Origin of the sequence: Streptomyces dioscori (assembly GCF_003024195.1) — a bacterium.
GTDB lineage: Bacteria > Actinomycetota > Actinomycetes > Streptomycetales > Streptomycetaceae > Streptomyces > Streptomyces dioscori.
Map to the genome: position 1 here is coordinate 90,381 of NZ_KZ679042.1, position 19,787 is coordinate 110,167.

General features: G+C 70.4%; 18 protein-coding genes. 10 read left to right on the top strand and 8 right to left on the bottom strand.

Going from position 1 to position 19,787, the window contains the following annotated elements; all coding sequences use genetic code 11:
• Window positions 1-19: 19 nt before the first annotated feature.
• Together C6Y14_RS14410 and C6Y14_RS14415 are read right to left on the bottom strand one after the other, a co-directional pair.
• A complete protein-coding gene (locus C6Y14_RS14410; protein ID WP_225891072.1) occupies window positions 20-982 on the bottom strand; it encodes an ROK family protein in 963 nt (320 codons plus the stop codon).
• Window positions 979-2,700: a class I mannose-6-phosphate isomerase gene (locus tag C6Y14_RS14415; protein WP_107017054.1), complete on the bottom strand. Its 1,722-nt coding sequence runs from the start codon at window positions 2,698-2,700 to the stop codon at window positions 979-981. The genes C6Y14_RS14410 and C6Y14_RS14415 overlap by 4 nt, the downstream gene beginning before the upstream one ends.
• Window positions 2,701-2,992: 292 nt before the next feature.
• Here C6Y14_RS14415 and C6Y14_RS14420 point away from each other — a divergent pair, with 292 nt between their 5' ends.
• The 5 genes from C6Y14_RS14420 to C6Y14_RS14440 all read left to right on the top strand — a co-directional run bounded on the left by C6Y14_RS14420 (window position 2,993) and on the right by C6Y14_RS14440 (window position 10,639).
• Window positions 2,993-4,306 (top strand): ABC transporter substrate-binding protein, encoded by a 1,314-nt coding sequence (locus tag C6Y14_RS14420; RefSeq protein WP_107017055.1) that lies wholly within the window; start codon window positions 2,993-2,995, stop codon window positions 4,304-4,306.
• Entirely contained in the window at window positions 4,303-5,259 is a 957-nt protein-coding gene (locus C6Y14_RS14425; protein ID WP_107017380.1) for a carbohydrate ABC transporter permease, read from the top strand. The genes C6Y14_RS14420 and C6Y14_RS14425 overlap by 4 nt, the downstream gene beginning before the upstream one ends.
• Window positions 5,256-6,077 carry a carbohydrate ABC transporter permease gene (locus C6Y14_RS14430; RefSeq protein ID WP_107017056.1) on the top strand — a complete coding sequence of 274 codons (822 nt, stop codon included), beginning with the start codon at window positions 5,256-5,258 and terminating at the stop codon, window positions 6,075-6,077. The genes C6Y14_RS14425 and C6Y14_RS14430 overlap by 4 nt, the downstream gene beginning before the upstream one ends.
• An 89-nt stretch (window positions 6,078-6,166) precedes the next feature.
• Window positions 6,167-7,393, top strand: coding sequence for a glycoside hydrolase family 76 protein (locus C6Y14_RS14435; RefSeq protein WP_107017057.1), 1,227 nt, complete (start codon window positions 6,167-6,169; stop codon window positions 7,391-7,393).
• 60 nt (window positions 7,394-7,453) lie between these two features.
• A complete protein-coding gene (locus C6Y14_RS14440) occupies window positions 7,454-10,639 on the top strand; it encodes a glycoside hydrolase family 38 N-terminal domain-containing protein (protein ID WP_107017058.1) in 3,186 nt (1,061 codons plus the stop codon).
• 46 nt (window positions 10,640-10,685) lie between these two features.
• Here the strand turns inward: C6Y14_RS14440 and C6Y14_RS14445 are convergent, their stop codons facing one another.
• A complete protein-coding gene (locus C6Y14_RS14445) occupies window positions 10,686-11,492 on the bottom strand; it encodes a siderophore-interacting protein (RefSeq protein WP_107017059.1) in 807 nt (268 codons plus the stop codon).
• Window positions 11,493-11,622: 130 nt separating this feature from the next.
• Here C6Y14_RS14445 and denD point away from each other — a divergent pair, with 130 nt between their 5' ends.
• On the top strand, window positions 11,623-12,651 hold the full coding sequence (gene denD / locus C6Y14_RS14450) for a D-erythronate dehydrogenase (RefSeq protein ID WP_107017060.1): 1,029 nt from the start codon (window positions 11,623-11,625) through the stop codon (window positions 12,649-12,651).
• Between the two features lie 161 nt (window positions 12,652-12,812).
• On the opposite strand, the gene C6Y14_RS14455 is transcribed toward denD, so the two are convergent.
• The gene (locus C6Y14_RS14455) at window positions 12,813-13,286 is read right to left on the bottom strand and encodes a hypothetical protein (protein ID WP_159074249.1); all 474 of its coding nucleotides are present in this window, start codon (window positions 13,284-13,286) and stop codon (window positions 12,813-12,815) included.
• A 383-nt stretch (window positions 13,287-13,669) separates the two neighbouring features.
• Between C6Y14_RS14455 and C6Y14_RS14460 the strand changes: the two genes are divergently transcribed.
• The 3 genes from C6Y14_RS14460 to C6Y14_RS14470 all read left to right on the top strand — a co-directional run bounded on the left by C6Y14_RS14460 (window position 13,670) and on the right by C6Y14_RS14470 (window position 15,429).
• Entirely contained in the window at window positions 13,670-14,491 is an 822-nt protein-coding gene (locus C6Y14_RS14460; RefSeq protein ID WP_107017062.1) for a DUF6461 domain-containing protein, read from the top strand.
• Between the two features lie 123 nt (window positions 14,492-14,614).
• Complete coding sequence (locus tag C6Y14_RS14465) at window positions 14,615-15,172, top strand: GtrA domain-containing protein (RefSeq protein ID WP_225891073.1); 558 nt, start codon at window positions 14,615-14,617, stop codon at window positions 15,170-15,172.
• 62 nt (window positions 15,173-15,234) lie between these two features.
• The gene (locus C6Y14_RS14470) at window positions 15,235-15,429 is read left to right on the top strand and encodes a hypothetical protein (protein ID WP_107017063.1); all 195 of its coding nucleotides are present in this window, start codon (window positions 15,235-15,237) and stop codon (window positions 15,427-15,429) included.
• Window positions 15,430-15,692: 263 nt separating this feature from the next.
• Here the strand turns inward: C6Y14_RS14470 and C6Y14_RS44515 are convergent, their stop codons facing one another.
• The 3 genes from C6Y14_RS44515 to C6Y14_RS14480 form a co-directional block, all read right to left on the bottom strand.
• The gene (locus C6Y14_RS44515; RefSeq protein WP_199854735.1) at window positions 15,693-15,854 is read right to left on the bottom strand and encodes a hypothetical protein; all 162 of its coding nucleotides are present in this window, start codon (window positions 15,852-15,854) and stop codon (window positions 15,693-15,695) included.
• A gap of 95 nt (window positions 15,855-15,949) precedes the next feature.
• Complete coding sequence (locus C6Y14_RS14475) at window positions 15,950-16,666, bottom strand: hypothetical protein (protein WP_107017064.1); 717 nt, start codon at window positions 16,664-16,666, stop codon at window positions 15,950-15,952.
• Window positions 16,667-17,179, bottom strand: a complete 513-nt coding sequence (locus tag C6Y14_RS14480; RefSeq protein WP_225891074.1) for an RNA polymerase sigma factor — start codon at window positions 17,177-17,179, stop codon at window positions 16,667-16,669.
• Between the two features lie 686 nt (window positions 17,180-17,865).
• Between C6Y14_RS14480 and C6Y14_RS14485 the strand changes: the two genes are divergently transcribed.
• The gene (locus C6Y14_RS14485; protein WP_107017065.1) at window positions 17,866-19,140 is read left to right on the top strand and encodes a prolyl oligopeptidase family serine peptidase; all 1,275 of its coding nucleotides are present in this window, start codon (window positions 17,866-17,868) and stop codon (window positions 19,138-19,140) included.
• 84 nt (window positions 19,141-19,224) lie between these two features.
• Here the strand turns inward: C6Y14_RS14485 and C6Y14_RS14490 are convergent, their stop codons facing one another.
• Entirely contained in the window at window positions 19,225-19,752 is a 528-nt protein-coding gene (locus tag C6Y14_RS14490) for a hypothetical protein (protein WP_225891075.1), read from the bottom strand.
• Between the last annotated feature and the right edge of the window lie 35 nt (window positions 19,753-19,787).

Below are 19,787 nucleotides of genomic sequence, written 5' to 3' on the forward strand. Positions count from 1 at the left end.
CCTCGCCCCGGACCGGTCCTCATGAAGTGCCCGCCGCGCTCCGGACCCAGTGCGCGGCCCCGATCAGCGGTGCCGACGCGGGCTGCCGGGCCGGCAGAACCCGTACGGGCGCCCGGTCGGCCCGAGCCAGTCCCCGGGCGAACGCGGGATGGATCAGATCCCACGACTGCGCCATGGAACCGCCGATGACGACCGCGGTGGCCTGGAAACGGTCGATCCACGGGGCCAGGGCCCTGCCGAGGGCGTCGAAAGCGTAGCGGAAGGCCTCCGCAGCGGCGGTGTCGCCCTGCTCGGCCGCCGCGGCGATCTCGTGGACGTCCGGCAGGGCGAACTCCTGGCGCGGGTCCGGCTCCCGGTGCGAAGCGGCGAGCCGGGCGTGATGGAGGCGGATGGCACGGCGCGAGACCGTGTCCTCCAGCGGACGGCCGTCGATGTCCAGCCGGTGCACATGCCCGCAGGGCGGCACGTCGGGGCCGTCGTGCACGGGCAGTCCGGCCCGCAGGAAGGAGGAGCCGATGCCCGTGCCCAGTGTCAGGCACACCACGCGGTCGTGCCCTTGGGCCGCCCCGGCCCGGTGCTCACCGAGGGCGAAGGCGTCGGCGTCGTTGAGGAAGCACAGCCGCTCGGCCCGGTCGTCCAGCCTCCGGCGCAGTCCGGCGCCCACGTCCACGCCGGACAGGGACTCGAACTTGCCGATACCCGTGAAACGGCCGATCCCGGTGTCGTAGTCGAAGGGTCCGGGCATCGCCACGCCCCAGAACGGGCCGTGTCCGACCGGCAGTCGGAGCGCGGTCAGGGCGATGTCGTCGAGGATGCCGTCGGCGTCGGCGTGCGAACCGAGCGGTCTGCGGATCACCGAGGACGGGACGGGGTGGCCGGTGGCGGGGTCGACGAGCGCGGCGGTGACGTGCGTACCGCCGACGTCGAGGACGGGGACCGGCGCGGCCGACCGTCCCGTGAAGGCCACGGAGGCTGCGGTCACGGCTCGACCACCAGCGCCTTCACGATCTGCACCTCGTCGCCGCCCACGGAGCGCACCCGGTAGGAACCCACCGCGGCGGGGACCGTGAGGGTCTCGGCGAAGGCCAGGAAGTGGCTGCGTCCGTCCTGGGTCTCGACGACGGCTCCCTGGCCGGCGGCGACGTTGAGGATGTGGAAGCGGCCCGCGGTGTCGTCGGTGATGCCGGCCTGAGGGGCGACGACCAGCCGGTGGACGGCGTAGAACATCTCGGGCAGCGCGCCGATGACCTCCTCGCGCCAGCCGTCGCCCGCGCGCAGCGTACGCGGCTGCTGGATCAGGTCCTTCACCACGTCCTCCCCCCGCCGGGCCGTGTCCAGGTTGGCGAACCCGTGCTCGTAGGGCAACGGCCGGGACGCGCCCGCGGCGTCCTTGCGCAGCCAGTCGTACAGGCGCAGCGAGTACAGGTACGGGGTCGCGCTCACCTCAAGGACCAGGTTGCCGGCGCCGGAGGCGTGCGGGGTGCCCGCGGGGATCATGAACAACTGGCCCTGGGCCGACTCGTGCGTCTGGATGTGGTCCTGGACGGGCAGCGGGGTGCCGTCGGCGATGGCGTCCTCCACCTGGCGGCGCATGACCTCGGGGTCCGCGTCCTCGGTGAGCCCGAGCAGCACCTGGGCACCCTCCTCGTTCGCCGTGACGTAGTACGTCTCGTGCTGGGTGTAGGGCCAGCCGAACACCTCCCGCATGTACTGCTCCCGCGGGTGGAGGTGCAGGGAGAGGTTGCCGCCGCCCATCGTGTCGAGGTAGTCGAAGCGGATCGGGAAGGAGGTGCCGAACCGGCGGTGCACCTCCTCGCCGAGCATGGCCTCGGGGTGCTCGACGCACAGCAGCTGGAACGGAATCTCGACCTGCGCCCCGTCCTTCTCCCCGACGAGCACCCCTGCCTCGGGGGCGATCAGTTCGTAGCCGAGGGCGGTGTTGCCGGCTTGCGGGGTGAAGCCCAGTTCGCTCGCCGCCCACTGGCCGCCCCAGGGCGTGGAGTTGAAGTAGGGGCGGGTGCGGACCGGCCCGCGGGCCAGGTGGCGCAGCGTGCCGCGCAGCGCGGTGCCGTCCAGCGACGCGGGGGCCGCCGGGTCCTGCGTGTCGATCCACCGGTCGACCCGGCCGGCGATGGTGTCGCGGTGGCGGTCCGCCACCGGCCAGTCGGTGTAGAAGAGCCGCACGAGGTCGCCCGGCTCGCCGGGCCGCCCCAGGTTGGCGCCGACCGGCAGCTCACCCTTGGCCACAGCGGCTTCGGCATACCGCTTGGGCAGGTCGGCGTACCAGAGCAGGTCCACTGCGCAGAGCGCCGCGCCCGGCCCGAAGACCAGCAGCACACCGTCGTCCGCGGGCTTTCCCGGCCGGGGCACCGAGTCGAAGAGGTCCGCGACACCCGCCTGCGACAGCGGCGTGAAGAACGGGTCGTCGGCGGGCTGTGGCCGGGCCGCGACGCGTTCGGCGGCTGAGGGTGCGTAGTGATCGCGTATGTCCGACCGCTGTGCCTCCCGGCCCGCCAGGCGCAGTGCCGTCGTGAGGCCGTCGGCCAGGGCGTCCCAGTCCAGCGCGGCAGGACCGTCCACGGCCAGGACGAGCGGACCGGGCGGCAGCGCGGCGACCGCGGCCGGCCACCCCGCGGTGACCTGCCCGTCGACCGGTTCGTAACTGGGGTGGGGGTCGTACGAACGAGACGCGGACTGCACATCTGCTCCTCAGTAGGCTCTGTCGGTGCGTTAACGATAACAATGCTTGTCCGAGAGAGTCCATCCTCGATCCACGGTCAATTTTTTCGACACAGGCTTCTGCGAACTGGCCTTTTAGCAGGCCGTAAGTTCGTTTCCGCTTCTTCCCGCCGACAGACCCTTGCCACTGCGGGAATGTTGTCGTTAACTTCCACGCAACAACCACTCGGCAATGCCGGGCGTTCCCGGACACCTCTGTGCCCTGTGGTTCACATCCGGCCATGCACATGGCTCGCTTCCGTGAAGGTGATCAATGTCAGCATCGGGCAGGACCCGGAGTGCGGCCGCGCCGCTCGCCCGGCGCCGCGTTCTCGCCGGGATGGCCGCGGGCGCGGCCACGCTCGCCGCGGGAGGCTGCGCCCGCGGAGACAGCACGTCGGCGCAGCCGGGGACCACGAGCATCTCCAACGACAACGCGACCTGGGACGACGGCTACCGGGCGGCCGGACGCGAACTGGAGAAGATCACCGGCTACGCGCTGCGGCCGTTGTCGAACCCCTCGGTGACCTCGTACCAGCAGGTCGTACAGATGACACTGCAGACGTCGAAGGCCACCGACCTGGTCAAGTGGGCCTCGGGTTACCAGCTCAAGCGCCTCGCCCGCGCCGGCGGCCTGACCGACCTGTCCGGCGTCTGGGGGAAGTACCAGGCGAAGGGATGGGTGCGCGGCGCCTCACGGGACGCGGTGTCGTACCGGGGGAAGGTGTACGGCATCCCCCTGTACGAGTCGTACTACGTGCTGTTCTACAGCAAGCCGGTCTTCGAGAAGCTCGGTCTTTCCGAGCCGCGGAGCTGGGACGAGCTGCTGCACTGCGCCGAGGTCCTCAAGCGCAACAAGATCACGCCGTTCCTGGCCAGTCAGGTGGGCGGCTGGCCCGCGATCGAGTGGTTCCAGGAGCTGGTCACCAAGGTCGATCCGCGCTTCTACCAGAAACTGGTCGCGGGTGAGGCCTCGTACACCGATGATCCCGCCCGCGAGGCGATGGACATCTGGCACGACTTCATGCGCAAGGGCTGGATGACGTCACCCGACTTCGACCAGGCGCGGGGTCCGGGCGCGCTGAAGGCCGGGACGGTCGGCATGTTCCTGCACGGCACCTGGCAGGCCCAGGGAATGACCGCGGCGGGCATGAAGCCGGGCGCGGACTACGGGGCGTTCATCCTGCCCACCGTGCGGTCCGCGACGCCGAAGAGCGTGATCGCCGAGTCGGGCGTCTTCACCGTGCCGGCCCGCGCCTCCTCGCACGACGCCGCCCTGGCGAACGTCGGCTCGTGGCTCGCCCCGCCCGTCCAGCGCGTGTGGAGCGATTTCCTCCAGGACAGCTCCGCCAACCCGACGGTCCGCTCGGACAACCCCGTCGTGGCCGAGCTGCAGCGTGACGTCGCCAAGGAGCGCCGGATCCCGCTGATCCGCTACTGGGAGGCCAGCCCGCCGAGCCTCATCCAGGGCAACACCAACGACCTGGGCGGGTTCATGGCCGGGCAGACCTCACCGGAGACCACGCTGCGCCGGATGCAGGAACGTGCACAAGACGAATGGGCAGCCTGGAGGCGCGACGAGGCATGAGCACTTCTACGACCGACCGACCCGCCACCGGCGGGAGCAGACGGACACCACCCGTCGGCGGGGATCCGCGGCCCGCGGAGCGACACGCCTGGATCGGCAGGCGCGAGCGCCTGACGGCCGGGGGGTTCATGGCGCCGTCCGTGCTCCTCGTCGCGGTGTTCCTGCTCGCCCCGTTCGTGTGGACCATCCACCGCAGCTTCTTCGCCGACACCCGGACCTCCCCCTTCAGCTGGTTCGACAACTACACCCGGTTCGCCTCCGACCCGGCGCTGACCCGCTCGATCCAGAACACGCTGCTGTGGGTGGTGGGCACGGTCGTGCTCCCCTTCGTGCTCGGGCTGGCCATCGCCTGCATGACCGACGCCACCCGCTTCTCGCGTCTCGCGCGGCTGTGTGTCGTCCTTCCCTACGCGCTGTCGGGCTCCGCGGTGGCGGTGGTCTGGAACTTCATGCTCACCACCGACGGGGCCGTCAACCAGGTACTGACCTCGGTGGGTCTCGACTCGTTCGCCCAGGGGTGGCTGCTGACCTGGCCGGGCAACACCCTCGTGATGATCCTCGCCAACGCCTGGCAGGCGACCGGTGTGGCCGTCATCCTCTTCCTGGTCGGACTGCAGTCCATCCCGCCGGAAACCCTCGAAGCCGGCTCCCTGGACGGGGCGGGCAGCTGGCAGCAGTTCCGCCACATCGTCCTGCCGCAGCTGAAGCCCGTGTCCATCATCGTGATCGGCATGAGCCTGGTGAACGGCCTCAAGTCGTTCGACCTGATCTGGGTGCTCACCCAGGGCGGTCCGGGACGGGCCACGGAGACCCTCGCGGTGTCCATGTACAACGAGACCTTCCTGGAGCTGCGGCCCGGCGCGGGAGCGGCGATCGCCGTCGTCCTCACCGTCATCGTCCTGGCAGCCTCCTGGCTCTACCTGCGCCGTCAGCTCGACGTGAAAGGCGAATGACCATGTCCCTCGGCCGCGTCCTGCGCACCGGCACCGTCGCGGTGCTCGCCCTGCTCTGGCTGGTCCCGACCTGGCTCCTGGTGGTCAACGCCCTGGTGCCGGCCGAAAGTTACTCGGGCAGTCCGCACTGGCTCCCGACGGAGTTCGGGCTCTTCGACAACATGTCCCAGGCCTGGGACAAGGCCAACCTGGGCCCGGCGTTCGGCAACAGCCTGCTGTACTCCGTGGTCAGCGCGCTGGCCGCCGCCGTACTGGCCGCGGGCGCCGCCTTCGCCACGATCATCATGCCCGTGAAACACCGGGCGCTGTGGTTCTGGGTGATCTACTCCGGCACGCTGCTGCCCCTGCAGGTCTTCATCCGCCCGCTGTTCCTCTCGTACGCGGAATCGTCCCTGTACGACACCCAGTTCGGGCTCCTCCTCATCTACACGGCGATCGCGATCCCCTTCGCCTTCTTCGTCATGCGCAACTACGCCCTCACCCTGCCCAAGGAGGTCGTGGAGGCAGCACGCCTGGACGGCGCGTCCTGGTGGCGGCTGTTCTGGCAGATCCATGTGCCCCTCACCAGGTCCGCCATGGTCGCCGTGTTCGTGTTCCAGTTCGTGGCCGTGTGGAACGACCTGATGTTCGGCATCACGCTGACCACGAGCCGCAACATCCGGCCGGTCATGGCCGCCCTCGCCGACCTGCAGGGCAACTACTCCAACGTCGGTCCCCCGGTCGTGCTGGCCGGAGCCCTCCTGGTCTCCCTGCCGACCCTGGTGCTGTTCTTCTCCGCCCAGCGCTTCTTCATCAGCAGCCTCAAGATCCACCGCTGATCCCGTACGTCTCACCTCCGTACGCCGCACCTACCTCCGTCTCTCTCCGTCCGCCTCCTCTCCCTCCTCCTCTTCGTGAAGGGTGAACCATGCCGCGAACGCTGCTCCGCCGTGCCACCGTGACCGCCGTCTGCGCGGGCCTGCTCTGGACCGCCGTCCCCGCACACGCCGGGTCCGCCTCTCCTGTCCGCCCCCACCCCGTCCCGCAGTCCCTGTGGGCCGACCGCGCCACCGCCGCGTACCGGTCCCTGCAGACCCATCTGTACGAGGGTACGGACCAGCACGGTCTGTACCTGGAGCACACTCCGCGGCAGGCGGCCGACCCGGCGCACTCCTACCTGTGGCCGTTCCGCGAGGCCGCGGCGGCGGCCGTCGACATGCAGGAGCTCCCCGGCAACGGAGGGGACTTCCGCCAGGACGCGGCGGAGCGCTTCGACACGTTCGAGCTGTACTTCGCCGGCGGCGACCGGCCGGGCTACCAGTCGTATCTGCCCGCGCCGCTCGGTTCGGGCGGCGACGTCTACTACGACGACAACGCCGTGGTCGCCCTGAGCCAGCTCGACCAGTACGAGTCCACCGGCGACCGCGCCTTCCTGCGGCGGGCCGAGAACGTCGTACCCGTCGTCAGCCGCGCCTGGGACGGCGACACCGGCAAGACCTGTCCGGGCGGCATGGACTGGGTCGACTCCCCCGGCAACAACATCCGGGCCACCAACGTCACCGCGCTCTCGGCCCAACTCGCCGCCCGCCTCTACGAGCACACCCACAAGCGCGCCTACCTCGAAAAGGCCGAGCAGTGGTACGGCTGGGTGTCCTCGTGCATGCGCAAGGCACCGGGCCTGTACGTCAACGACCGCAACGACGACGGCGGCACCAACGAGACGCTGTGGACGTACAACTCGGGTGCCATGATCGGCACGGCCACCGCCCTCTATCGCGGGACCGGCAGGAACAGCTGGCTGACCAAGGCCGTCACCGACGCCGACGCCTCGCTCGCGTACTGGGGGCAGGGCACCCGGCTGCACGACCAGCCGGCCGTCTTCAACGCCTTCTACTTCAAGGACCTCCTCGACCTGGACGCCGTCCGCCCGAACTCCGCCTACCGGCAGGCCATGAGCGGCTACGCGGACAGCACGTACCGGACCAACAGGGACACCGCCACCGGGCTGTTCCGCTTCCAGCCGTCGAACGGCGGCGACTACGACCCGCAGGCACCGGCCGCGACCCTCAACCAGTCGGCCATGGTGCAGATCTTCGCCACCCTGGCCCAGAGCGACCGGCGCGGCCATGGGAACGGGCCGAAGCAGGCCCCGTAACCACCCGCTTGCGATCCTGACCGCGCCCCGCCCTCCCGACACGAAGGACGATCACGCACCATGCCCAAGCCACCGCTGACCCGGCCGTCCTGGTGGGACTCCGACCTCGCGCGCGACATCCTGCGCGACCGTGTGGTCACCTCCACCGTCGGCGTGGGTGACCTGGAGGTGCGCCTGTCGGGCGAACCCCTGTTGCGCCACGACGGCTCCGGCGGACTGCTGCAGTCCATCCGGGTGGGACTGCACCGGGGAGGCGCGGCGGCCGGCACCAGGGCGCCGCGCGTCACAAGAGTCCGGGTCACCACCGCCGGTGGCACGCCCGTCCGCAGCGAAATCCTCTCCGGCCCCGGGACGGACCTCCGCGTCCTGGTGCCGGAGGTGGACGCGCCCACCGCCCTGCGGATCGAACTCCCCGACCTGGCGGAAAACACCTGGCTCGACTTCGAGGCCCGCCCGCAGCGCCACTGGACGCTGCACCTGGTGCAGCACTCCCACCTCGACATCGGCTACACCGATCCGCAGGGCCGGGTCATGGCCGAGTCCCGCGCCTACCTCGACTCGCTGCTCGAACTGTGCCGGGACACCGACGACTGGCCGGAGCCCGCCCGGTTCCGCTGGGCCGTCGAAGGGTTCCACTCCTTCCAGGACTGGAGCGCCAACAGGCCCGCACGCCAGGTGGAGCACTTCCTGGACCGGGTGCGCGAGGGGCGCGTCGAGCTGACGGCGATGCCGTTCAACCTCCACACGGAGACCTGCTCCACCGACGAACTGCACGAACTGCTGCGCCCGGTCACGGAGTTGCGCGACCGCCACGGCATCGACATCACCACGGCCATGCAGACCGACGTGCCCGGGCAGGTGGTCGGCCTGCCCGACGTCCTGGCGGACAACGGCATCCGCTATCTGTCCGTGGCGCACAACTGGGCCGGGCGGGCCGTCCCGCACCTCGTCGGCGGAGAGCACCTGCCGCGGCTGTTCCGCTGGCAGGCGCCCAGCGGCAACAGCGTGCTGGTGTGGCGTACGGACACACCGCACGGTCTGGCGTACATGGAGGGCTCGATCCTCGGTTTCGACGAGTCCTACGCCAGTGTCGACGACCTGCTGCCCGCCTACCTGTCCGCCCTCGCCCGGTTCCCCTATCCGCACGAGGGCCGTGGGATTCCCGGCTTCCCCATCCTCGACGGGACCTCCGCCGCCACTGCCGGCGTCGAGCCGTACCCGTGGGACGTCCTGCACCTGCGCGTGCTGGGCAAGTTCGCCGACAACGGGCCGCCCCGCCGGATCATCGCCGACACGGTACGCCGCTGGAACGAGCAGTGGGCCTACCCGCAGCTGCGGGCCTCCCGCAACGAGGACTTCTTCGCGGACGCCGAACAGCGCGTCGGGGACCGCCTGGAGACCTACCGCGGCGACTGGAGCGACTGGTGGGTGGACGGGGTCGGCGCCGGAGCCGTCCCGCTCGCCGCCACGCGCCGAGGTCAGGCGGCCCTCGCCGAGGCCCAGACCGTGGCCGGGTACGCGCACCTGATGGGCGTGCCCGGCAGCACGGCGGTCACGGCGAAGGCACCGGCCGTCTACCGGGCCGCCTCGCTGTTCAACGAGCACACCTGGGGCGCCGGCGACCCCTGGACCCACGGAGACCACGGCCACGGGTCCGGGGAGCGGCAGTGGCACTGGAAGTACGCGCAGGCCATGCGTGCCCACGACGACGCGGAGACGCTCCTGGACGCCGCTTCCGCGCTGCTCGGGGAGGCCTTCGCCGCCCCCGCCGACGCGCTCGCCTCCTTCCACGTCGTGAACACCTGCAGCTGGCCGCGGTCGGAGACGGCACGGCTCTTCCTGCCGGAGAGCACGGTCGCGCTGCGCGACGCGGTCCAGGTCCTGGATGCCCGTACCGGCGCGCCCCTGCCGTTCGTGGAGGAGGCGCAGAGCAACGACCGTCACCGGGCGGCCGGGCGGTTCCTGCATGTGCCGGTCGCCGACGTACCGGCCTGCGGGTCGCTGCGCCTCGACATCGTCCCCGACGTGGGCGGCGACCGGGCGGACGCGTCCTGGACGGAGACGTCCACGGACCCGGTCGTCCTGGAGAACGACCACCTACGGGTCACCGTCGACCTCCGCGAGGCGTGCATCGGCTCCGTCGTCGACAAGCACACCGGACGCGAACTGGTCCGACAGGACGCCGTCACCGGCTTCAACGCCTACCTGTACGACGAGTACGCCACGGCCGGCGCGTTCAACCATCAGTCCAGCAAGACCGTCGCCGACGACTCGATGCACCTGCTCGCCTCGCGCAGCACGGCGCCGCCCGCCGCGCTCGTCGACCGCATCACGGACGCCACCGGCCAGACCCTCGTCTACGAATGCGCCCCTGCCGGGACCCGCCGGCTCCGGGTGAGGGTGCACCTCCCGCACGACGCGGCCCGCATCGACGTGGAGAACCGCGTCGACAAGACGGCGACGCTCACCAAGGAGAGCGCCTTCTTCGCCTTCCCGTTCGCCCTGGACGACCCCACGGTGCGTACGGAGGCCACCGGCGGGATCCTGGGCACCGACCGGGAGACCGTGCCGGGGTCCGCCACCCACATGCGCGCGATCCGCCGCTGGATCAGCCTGAGCGACGCCGGCCACCACGCCGCCCTGGCGACGGCCGACGCCCCCCTCGTGCAGCTCGGCGGGATCGCGATCCCGTACGCGCCCTACCCGCAGTCCCTGCCGCAGGAGGAGCCGGGCACTGTCTTCTCCTGGGTGCACAACAACATCTGGGACACCAACTTCCCCTCCCAGCAGGCGTTCCACCACACGTTCCGCTACAGCGTCGCCTTCACCGGGGCCGACCAGAACGCCCCCGACGGCGTCGCGGAACAACTGGCCGTGCGTACCGCGGCCGTCACCGGCCACCCCCTGGTGCCGGTCCGCGCCCGCGCCGTGGCCCGCGCCGGAGCCGAGGCGCAACCTCCGGCGCAGACACGGCTGTTGACCCTGGACGACGCCCGGGTGCGACTCGTCGGGCTGACCGTCCCCGGTGAGGGACGGCTCATGATCCGACTGCAGTCCCTGGCCGACACTCCGGTCACCTGCCGCGTCGGCACCCCGCTCGCGGTCGGGCAGGCGTTCCGCACCAACTACCTCGGCCTGGACCCGCACGCGATCGACGTGGAGCCGGAGGGAGGCATCCCGGTCACCGTCCCGGCGCTCGGAACGGTGGCGGTCGTCCTCCACCTGCGCCCTTCGCCGGACAAGTGACGTCCGCGGTAGGCGGGGGCGGCGGATCCGGCGCCCCCGCTGCCGGTCAGGCGGCAGCAGCGGCCTCGTGCACCTCACGCTTCCAGAAGCCGGAGAAGGTGATACGCGACTTCGGCAGTCCCGAGCGGTGCAGGTGCCGTCGGCCCTCGGTGGCGAGGGTCGACTCCCCCACGACGAAGGCATAGCCCTTCGGGTCGGCGGACACCTGCCGGCGCAGCTCCGCGAGTGCGGCGGCACCGGGTACCGCGGACGGGTCGTCGCGCACCACCCAGGTGACGGTCATTCCGGCCGGGGCGTCCAGCTCTCGGCGGTCGCCCGCGGTCGGGATCTCCTGGATGACACGGCCGACCGCTTCACGCGGGAGGGAGCGCAGGATCCCGGCCGTCGCGGGCAGACCGCTCTCGTCGGCGACGAGCAGTACCTCGGAGGCGTCGTCGGGGCAGTCGAACAGCAACCCCTGGTCGAGGAGCGCGAGTTCCTCACCGGGGCTCACTCCGCAGGCCCAGATCGCCGCGGCGCCCTCCGGTTCGCCGCCCGGACCGCAGTGCACGACGAAGTCGATGTCGAGCTCCGCCGCGTCGGGACGGAACTCGGCCACGGTGTAGTTCGCGCAGTGCGCCCGCTCGTCCTCGGGGGTGGCGAGGAACGGCTTCCACCAGACCGGTCCGGAGATCTCCGGCAGGACGAACTCCTCCTGGTGCGGTTTCCGCAGGAACAACCGGAACCACTGATCGTAGCCTTGCCACGGGAACGAGGAGAGGTCGGGTCCTGTCACCGTGACCCGTTGCATCGAGGACGTGTACCGCTCACTGCGCACGACGTGACAATGGAACAGCCGGGGCTGCCGGGGCATCAACTTCGGATTCTTCGCCACGCGGTAAGGCTAGCCTTAGCTTACTTCGATGCCAACCCCGGTCCCGTACGCCGGTGAGCGAGCGGCCTGGCCGAGTGACCTGGCGAGCGGAACGGACGAGGAGGACCGTATGAGGATCGTCATCACCGGTGGCTTCGGTTTCCTGGGACGGCAGGTCACCGACGTCCTGCTCGCGCGGCGGACGCTGTGCGGTGCCCCCGTCGACAGGTTGGTTCTCCTCGACCGGTACGTGCCGGCCTCGGCGCCGGTGGCGGACGACCCGCTGGTCGATGTCGTCCGGGGCGAACTGAGCGAGCGCCTCGACGACGTCTTCAGTGAGCCCGTGGACGTGGTCGTCCATCTGGCGTCGGCCGTGTCGGCCGAGTGCGAGAGCGACTTCGACCTGGGCATGACCGCCAACCTGGACACGACGCGCGCGCTGCTCGATGCCGCCCGCGCCCAGTCGGCCGCGGGCGGGCCGACACCCCGGGTGGTGTTCTCCAGCAGCGTCGCGGTGTACGGCTCCGACCCCGCGGCGCCCCTGCCGCCCGTGGTCGACGAGTGGACGCTGCCGACGCCGCAGTCGAGTTACGGAACACAGAAACGCGTCTGTGAGCAGTTGATCGCCGAGTACACGCGCCGGGGATTCATCGACGGCCGCGTGGCCCGTCTCATGACCGTCGTGGTACGGCCGGGCGCACCGAACGCGGCCGCCTCCGGTTTCCTGTCCGGCATCATCCGCGAACCCCTCTCCGGACTCCCGGCCACCTGCCCGGTCGACCCCGCCCTGCGCGTCGCGCTGGCCTCACCCCGGCGCACCGTCGAAGGCATCCTCCGCATCACCGAGGCCGGGCGCGACGACGGCCCCGGCTCCCTCGAAGGCAGGCTTCCGGTCAACCTGCCGGCCCTCACGGTCACGGTCGCCGACATGCTCGACGCGCTGCGCCGGGTGGCCGGAGACGCCGTAGCCGACCTGGTGACCGTCGCGCCCGACCCCGCGATCGAGGCGATCGTCGGTTCGTGGCCCGCCTCGTTCGACACCACACGCGCGACGGCACTCGGCCTGCGCCCCGACGACACCTTCGAGTCGGTCGTCAGGGCGTACGTCCAGGACCACCCTGACGCCGTCACCGGCACGGTCGGGACGAGCGGTCCCTGAGGGAGGGAGCACGACGAGCGGGGTGAGGGCGACACCGATGGCGGGGTCGGCGTGTGGGGCTGTGCCGTCGGGGGAGTTTTCGGCCGCGGGTGCGTCGTGGCTGGTCGCGCAGTTCCCCGCGCCCCTTGGAAGCGTCGGCGCGGCGGGTGCCCTGCGTGAGGCTAGGTTGCGCCGGGCAGGCCCAGGGCTGTCAGGAGGGTCGAAGAGAGTTCTTCCGCGAACAGGGCCGACGTGGTGAGCGTACGTCGGACGGCTTTCTCGTCGGGTGTCAGTCCGGCGGCGGCCGACCACGCGAGTGCGCCGGCCACGGCGGGTTCGAGGGGGAACTGCTCCAGCGGTATCTCGTAACTCTCCGCGATCTCCCTGTTGAGCAGGCCCTCCCAGCTGTTGCCGTCCGGTGTGAGGGCCTCGATGAAACCCACATCGCTGTCGAGGAAGGACACCATGAGGGCCGGTGTCCTCATCTGCCGGACGAGGTTCGCCAGGCTGCGCGGGCCGGCGTCGGCGAAGTCGGTGACCTGCCAGCCCTCCGCCAACGCCTTCGTCTCGTCGATGTCCGTGAATCCGGCTGCCCGCATGAACTGGTGCAGTTCGCCCGAACACCGGGTCGTCAGTGATCCGCCCGAGTTTCCCATGACGCGCAAGGTAGCCGATGCCTCTGACAAGCCGGCTGTCGTCCACGGCTGCGGTCGAAGCGCGTGGCGTCGCAGCGCCCGGTGAGCCGTTCAGCCGGTGGTCGCCACGGTCGTCGATGTCGCCGGGGCGGTGCGCCACGCCCACGAGGTCGCCGGGGTTCCGGTGCTCGTGACCGAGCACGGCCCAACTCGGCCTCCACGAGGTGGACGGCGCCGCCTTCGAGCGCCGCCCGAAGCCGAGCCCGCAGGCTTACGCGGACGTGGTGCGCGCCTGTCGCGGCACGCTCGCCGACACCAGGAACTGAGCCGGTCGGCGAGCCGGCCGGCGGGCCGGGCACCGCTGCGGGCAGGCGTTGTCAGAGGCATCGGACACACTGCGCTGTATGAACTCGGTCACCGCGCACGACTACGCCTGGATCCGCCCCTCGCTGATCTTCCGTCACATGATGGAGAGCGGGTACACCCTGACGCTGATACGGGGGCGGACCCCGCGCGAGGTGCTGCGAGCGATGGAGGCGGAACCGCGCGGCACCGGGGAGGGGACGGCCGGACTCATCGAGGCGGAAGCCGCTCACCGTACCGAGTCGGGCGACGACTACTGGGACGAGTCCTACGTCGCGGGTGCCTTCAGCGCTCCGGGCGAGGACGGCGACTGGACACTCGTCCTCGGCTTCGACGGTGGCCTGGGGATCGCGGCGACGGCCGTGGAGACGCTGTCGCAGGGCGGCCGGATCGTGGCGCACTCGGCCAACGGAGGCAAGCCCATCCACCTCTTCCACTGGTTCGAGGACGGTGAGCTGCGTACGACGTTCGAGGACCCTTCGTCGCGCGACGGCAGCACCCCTGATGAACTGGTCCCCCTGCTACGGGAGATCGGCTTCCCTCTGACCCCCGAGGGGGAGCACGACGAGAGCGCCCCGGACGTCGACCGCAAGGCGGCGGTCCTCGCGCTGGCCGAGAGGCTCACTGGGGTACGCGTCACCGAATCCCTCCTCCAGGACGCCGTGTTCGAGCTGGGACTCGTCCCCGAACAGCCCGCCGAGGAATGGACCGGCGTGGTCATCGACATCACCGACGCCCACGGGCAGCGGCTGTACAAGGAATGGACCTATGACGAGATAGCGGCGGTGTCGGACCGCGCACGGGCGGGGGCCGACGCACCGGTCGAGATCACCCATGACGAGCCACCGGCCACGAATGCCTAGCAGTGCACCTCTCGCCCATTACCTTACAGATGAAAACTCACACCCGCTCCCCCTTGAATCGGCGAACTAACGTCCGTATCCTTACATGCGTTATCACTGTGGAGCGAGCAGATCGGAAGCAGCATGAGCAGCGTCACGAGCACGGAAGCAATGGGCGTGGCCGCTCCCGGGGCGTTCGTCTCCTTCGTGCGGTTCGTGGTGTGCGGTGGGGGTGTCGGGGTTCTCGCCAGCGGGGCGGTGGCGCTGCTGGCCGGGGTGCTGCCGTGGGTGGTGGCGAACGCGGTGATCACCGTGGCGTCGACGGTCCTGTGCACCGAGTTGCACGCGCTGTTCACCTTCGGGACGGGGCAGCGGGCCGGGTGGCGGCGGCACTGGCAGTCCGCGGGGTCGGCGACGGCCGCGTACGCGGTGACGTCCCTGGCGGTGCTCGTCCTGCACCTGCTGCAGTCGTCACCCGGGCTGCTCACCGAGCAGATCGTCTACCTCGGCGCCTCCGGGCTCGCGGGGGTGGGGCGGTTCCTGGTGCTGCGACTGTTCGTCTTCACGGGTGACCGCGAGCGGGCGGGGATCAGCGAGGTCTCCCGGCCGCGTCCCGCACGGGCCATGGCCCCGGCGGCCGTCACGCGCGTGTCGCTCACGCAGGTGTCCCACTCCCGGCTGGTACTCGCAGCCGGGGCCTGATCGACCGACTCGACCTCGCTGCGCTGAACAGGCCGGAGACACTGCTGTGGGACACCTGGGGCGTGGGAACGGGCGGCAACAGGGAGTTGACGGACGCGATCCGCGAACTGTACGACCGTGCCTCGCTGGTGGCGTGCGACGACGTACCCTTCGATGCGGCGCGGAAGCTGTTCGGGGAGAACGAGGGGCTGCGGACACCGAAGACGGTGCTGTCACTGGCACCGTTCAACGGTCCGAGCGAAGTCATACTCCGGTGACACGCCTCCCCGTCCCTCGGCAGGAGACCGGCACGGTGGAAAGCGTCGGCGCGTCGGCGCGTCGTCCGGCGACTGGCGGGCCGCCACCCTGACCGACCTGGCCACCGACGCGTCCGCCGCGCGAACGAGCCGGCACCGGGCTGTCTCGACAAGCTGACCCGGTGGCTTCTCCGGTCCCCGCCCTCCACTTCAGCGCAAGAAGCGTCTATGGGCGCGCCGTCAGGTCTTTCGTTCGGTTCCGCAGGGCGGTCGCGGCCGGAGGGTCACAGGTACGACTGGAGCCAGTACAGGAGCAGCCCGGCCGCCCCCGTGCCGAGGCCGTACGCCATGCCGCGCAGCAGAGCGAAGGTGGCGGCGTCGCGCAGGCGGCGGCTCCGGCGGCGCGATCCCGTGCTGGAAACGACGTTTCGGGGCTTACGCTTCATGGTGTTGTACGTCCTTCCGGGCGTGAGGAGGAGCCTGCCGGCGGTCGATGGCCCAGTAACCGGGACCGCGGGCGGGCTTCTCGTCCGTTCGGGGGTCAGAGGGAGCCGGTGCAGTCCTGCAGGCGCCGGGCGAGACCGGCGTCGGGGCGGCACACGAGTCGGTCGGCGTCGTCCTGAGTCGCAAGGCGGCGCACTTCGGCGTCCAGGGCCGGCGTGACGGGGGCCGGCGGCCGGTGGCGCCGGGTGTAGGCCGCGAACCTGCCGACCGTGGAAACGAACGTCGCCTTCACGGCGACATCGTCGTCCAGGTCGACGACGAGGAGCAGCATCTCGCGCCAGTGCTCGGCCTCCGCGGTCTCACCCCGGGACCTGTGCAGCAGTTGCAGGCACAGGGCGCTGGCCCCGATGCCGGCGCCGGCCGTGAAACGCCACCAGAACTGGGCGCTTTCGGGGTGACCCGCCAGGTACAGCATGCAGGCGAAGACGTGCGCGCCGTCCAGGTCGATCTCCTCCGTGTCCCGGTCACGCGTCAGCAGACGGTAGGCGTCGCTCTCGCCGAGTGTCGCGGCGTACCGCTCGACGTGCGTGGTGGCGCCGGGCTGGTCGAGGCTCCAGCTGACGAACTCCTTCAGATGGCGCAGGGCACGGGAGACGGACGGGACGGTGTCCGGGACCGGGCTGTAGCCGGCGTCCCGGGCCAGGCGGAGCAGTCCGGCGGGAACGTCGAACGCGGGCTGCCGGGCGCGCAGGCGCAGGCCTGCCGCGGCCAGCACCTGTTCGGTGTGCGAGACAGATCCCTTCTGGGCGCTCATTCAGTTGCTCCTTCGGATACGGGCGGGCATGGCCTGCTCAAGACGGTGCTTGGCCTTGCGGCCGTGGTAGTCGACGGTGCTGGCCGACACGCCGAGATACCAGGCGATGTCGGCGGTGGCACAGCCGCACAGGTACCGCAGGACCATGACGTCGAACTGCCGCGACGGCAGGGTGCACAGGGCACGCGCCACGTCGTTGTCCTCGGTCAGTTCTGCCAGGTTGTCCCGGTAGCTCGTCAGCTTCTCGGAGATGACGGTGCGCCGCAGGATCGCCCACGTCTGCTGGTGGACGTTGCCGTCGGCAAGGAGGTCCGGCCAGTGCGCGAGGATCTCGAAGTAGGCGCGGTGGACGGCGTCTTCGGCGTCCTGCCGGTCGTTGAGCACGGCTAGCGCGAACCGGTGGTAGTGCTCCTGGTTCTTCAGGTAGAGCGCCTCGAAATCCAGCGGGAAGGGCAGCACTCCGGTGGCTATCACCGGGCTGCCGCCGGCCCCCGCTCGGGCATCGTCAGTCATGGATCCTCTTCGTTGAGGCAAGATGCGAACGGCTCCGCGCTACGGGATGCGCACCTGCGGCGCCTTCTGACGACGCCTATGAAACTCGGCCGAACGGGCGAACACGCATGCGCGCCAGGGTGAACATGACACAGCGATACTTGAAGAATGCACAAGGCTGCCGCATACCGATCGGTAACGCAGAGTGGCCAGCGGTTTCCCCTGGAGGGCCAACAGGTGGTCTACGCCTCTTCTGACCCAACTGTGTTGCAGTTCACTCGCGGAACCAGCGAATCCACTCACGTGGCTTCACTCGAACAGGTGGATATATGCAGTGTTCGCACATGAAGCAGCCTGCATACGATCCGTCATGGAGGCGGTGAGCGCTGCCTGTTCGCGAACGGACGGGCTCGACGGATGCGCGCGCCAAACGACTTCGCCACCCGGCCTCCACCGACCTCGATGTGACGTTCCGTGTGTACGTCAGCCTTCGAGGCGCAGGGCACGGCCGTCGCCGTCAGGAGAAAAGCCGAAGCGGCACCTGTCCGCTACGCGGTGGCGCCGGTAACGTGCCGACGGTGCTCGCTTCTGTGCTGCTCATGACACCGGCCGTCCTGATCCGGTACGGCGAGCCGCCGTCAACTCCTCAGCGGCAACGCCGGATTCGGTGAACAGGCCGCGATGAAGCCCCCACTCAAGGAGTCCGCATGGCAACACCGCTCAGCCGTCGCACCCTTCTGGCCGCAGGCACGGGCGCCGCCGCCGGCCTGTCCCTGCCCGGCGTCGCCGCGTACGCCGACGACCGTGCGACGAAAGGCATGAGATTCACCCTCGACGCCCAGGTGCTGGACGGCGGTGAACAGGTCACCTCGGTCACGCTCGATGCCGCCCGGCTCGGCCCGATCGACCCCGCCAGCCTGACCACCGGCACCTTCACCGTGCACGCCAAGGCCACCAGCCCGCTCCCCATCGCCGACGGCGACGCCATTTTCAGCGAGTACGACCTCGACCGGACGGTGACCGCCGCCCGGCTCGACCGCCGCGGCAACATCGTGCTCGATCTGAGCCATGCCGAGGGCCAGATCAGCGGCAGCACCCTCGGGTACATCGCCGGCAGGGGCCGCAACGTCATGCTCGACCTCACCTACACCATCACCCAGCAGGCCCCGTTCGCCTTACGCGATCACCGATCGATCACCATCAAGGACTTCGTGCAGAGCCGTCGGCTGTCGGACCCCGAGGTCGACGCCTTCAGCTCCCACGTCTCCGGATCCGGCATGAAGTACCGGCTGTACTCCCCCGCCGGCGCCCACTCCTCCGGGCGGAGCAAGCGCCCGCTGATCGTCTGGCTGCACGGCGGCGGCGAGGGCGCCTCGCTGCCCGACTACTACGACAACGAGACCACGCTCCGGGCCAACCGCGGCGCACTGGGCTTCGCCACCCCCGAAGCACAGCGCATCTTCGGCGGCGCCTATGTCCTGGCCCCCCAGAGCACCTCTGCCTGGATGCAGGACGGCCCCCGCTTCGCCCCGCTCATCCGCGAGATCATCGGCGACGTCGTGCGCGGTGGCCGCATCGACCGCGACCGGATCCACGTCGTCGGCTGCAGCAACGGCGGCTACATGAGCATGAAGATGACCACCGTCTATCCCACTCTGTTCGCCGCTTCCGTGCCGATCTGCGGCGTGGTCGGATCCTTCCCGCCCGGCGGCCCGCCGCTGATCCCCGACAGCGAACTGGCGCAGATCAGCACGCCCAGCTGGCTCGTCACCTCCCGCGACGACCTCACCGTGGACCCGCAGGCCAACACCGTCCACGCGCACGAGCTCATCCCCGGTTCGCTCGTGACGCTCTACGACCATGTCGTCCGGAACGGCCACCAGTTCTCCGGTCACTGGTCATGGATCTACGTCGCCCGCAACGACCCGAGCATCGACGGAACCCATGTCTGGCAGTGGATGGCCGCCCAGCGTCGCCCCTGATATGGGGGTGTGCTGAGCGGTGTGCGGCGAGTGGTTCTCGGCTGTCCCGCGCTGCGCCTCCGGCGGGCGCCGCGCGGGCGGGAACTACGTGCGGACCCGGCCCCACGGCTTGAAGACCGAGAGCACCATCGCGAAACTCAGCAGCACCATGGCGGTGGCGGCGAGGAACGCGACGAACCAGATGTCGCGCAACGGCTGTTCACCCGAGGCGAGTTCGGTGATCGGGCCCAGGAACAGCAGCAGCATCACGCACGCGATGCCGTTGAGGGCCAGCTTCACCGACACCCACCAGTAGCGGACGAGCCCCCACTTGGTCGCCAGCCCCAGCAGGACACCGGTGACGAGGCACACCACCCCTGCCGCGAGGGCAGACAGCAGCAGGGGGACGACGAAGAAGTCCGCGAGGGCCCGGTACACGGCGGTGCGGTCGTCGCCCGCGCGTACCCAGCCGACCACCACCAGAACGGTGGCGACGACGTCGATGCCGATCCAGGCTCCCGCCGACACGACATGCGTGACGAGGATGCTCTTGCGCAGCCGGGCCGGGATGCGCCAGCGGACTCGGTTTCCCCGTGGGGGCGGAGTGGTGCGGGGCGCGGTGAGGGTACTCATGGTCGTCCTTGTCTCCGGAGGGCACGGGTCGTCCT

Coding starts and splice junctions, on each gene's coding strand:
- C6Y14_RS14460 (WP_107017062.1), top strand. CDS start 13,670: ATGAACTCGGTCACCGCGCACGACTACGCCTGGATCCGCCCCTCGCTG.
- C6Y14_RS14485 (WP_107017065.1), top strand. CDS start 17,866: ATGGCAACACCGCTCAGCCGTCGCACCCTTCTGGCCGCAGGCACGGGC.
- denD (WP_107017060.1), top strand. CDS start 11,623: ATGAGGATCGTCATCACCGGTGGCTTCGGTTTCCTGGGACGGCAGGTC.
- C6Y14_RS14455 (WP_159074249.1), bottom strand. CDS start 13,286: ATGGGAAACTCGGGCGGATCACTGACGACCCGGTGTTCGGGCGAACTG.
- C6Y14_RS14420 (WP_107017055.1), top strand. CDS start 2,993: ATGTCAGCATCGGGCAGGACCCGGAGTGCGGCCGCGCCGCTCGCCCGG.
- C6Y14_RS14435 (WP_107017057.1), top strand. CDS start 6,167: ATGCCGCGAACGCTGCTCCGCCGTGCCACCGTGACCGCCGTCTGCGCG.
- C6Y14_RS14425 (WP_107017380.1), top strand. CDS start 4,303: ATGAGCACTTCTACGACCGACCGACCCGCCACCGGCGGGAGCAGACGG.
- C6Y14_RS44515 (WP_199854735.1), bottom strand. CDS start 15,854: ATGAAGCGTAAGCCCCGAAACGTCGTTTCCAGCACGGGATCGCGCCGC.
- C6Y14_RS14440 (WP_107017058.1), top strand. CDS start 7,454: ATGCCCAAGCCACCGCTGACCCGGCCGTCCTGGTGGGACTCCGACCTC.
- C6Y14_RS14475 (WP_107017064.1), bottom strand. CDS start 16,666: ATGAGCGCCCAGAAGGGATCTGTCTCGCACACCGAACAGGTGCTGGCC.
- C6Y14_RS14430 (WP_107017056.1), top strand. CDS start 5,256: ATGACCATGTCCCTCGGCCGCGTCCTGCGCACCGGCACCGTCGCGGTG.
- C6Y14_RS14480 (WP_225891074.1), bottom strand. CDS start 17,179: ATGACTGACGATGCCCGAGCGGGGGCCGGCGGCAGCCCGGTGATAGCC.
- C6Y14_RS14465 (WP_225891073.1), top strand. CDS start 14,615: ATGAGCAGCGTCACGAGCACGGAAGCAATGGGCGTGGCCGCTCCCGGG.
- C6Y14_RS14490 (WP_225891075.1), bottom strand. CDS start 19,752: ATGAGTACCCTCACCGCGCCCCGCACCACTCCGCCCCCACGGGGAAAC.
- C6Y14_RS14445 (WP_107017059.1), bottom strand. CDS start 11,492: ATGCCCCGGCAGCCCCGGCTGTTCCATTGTCACGTCGTGCGCAGTGAG.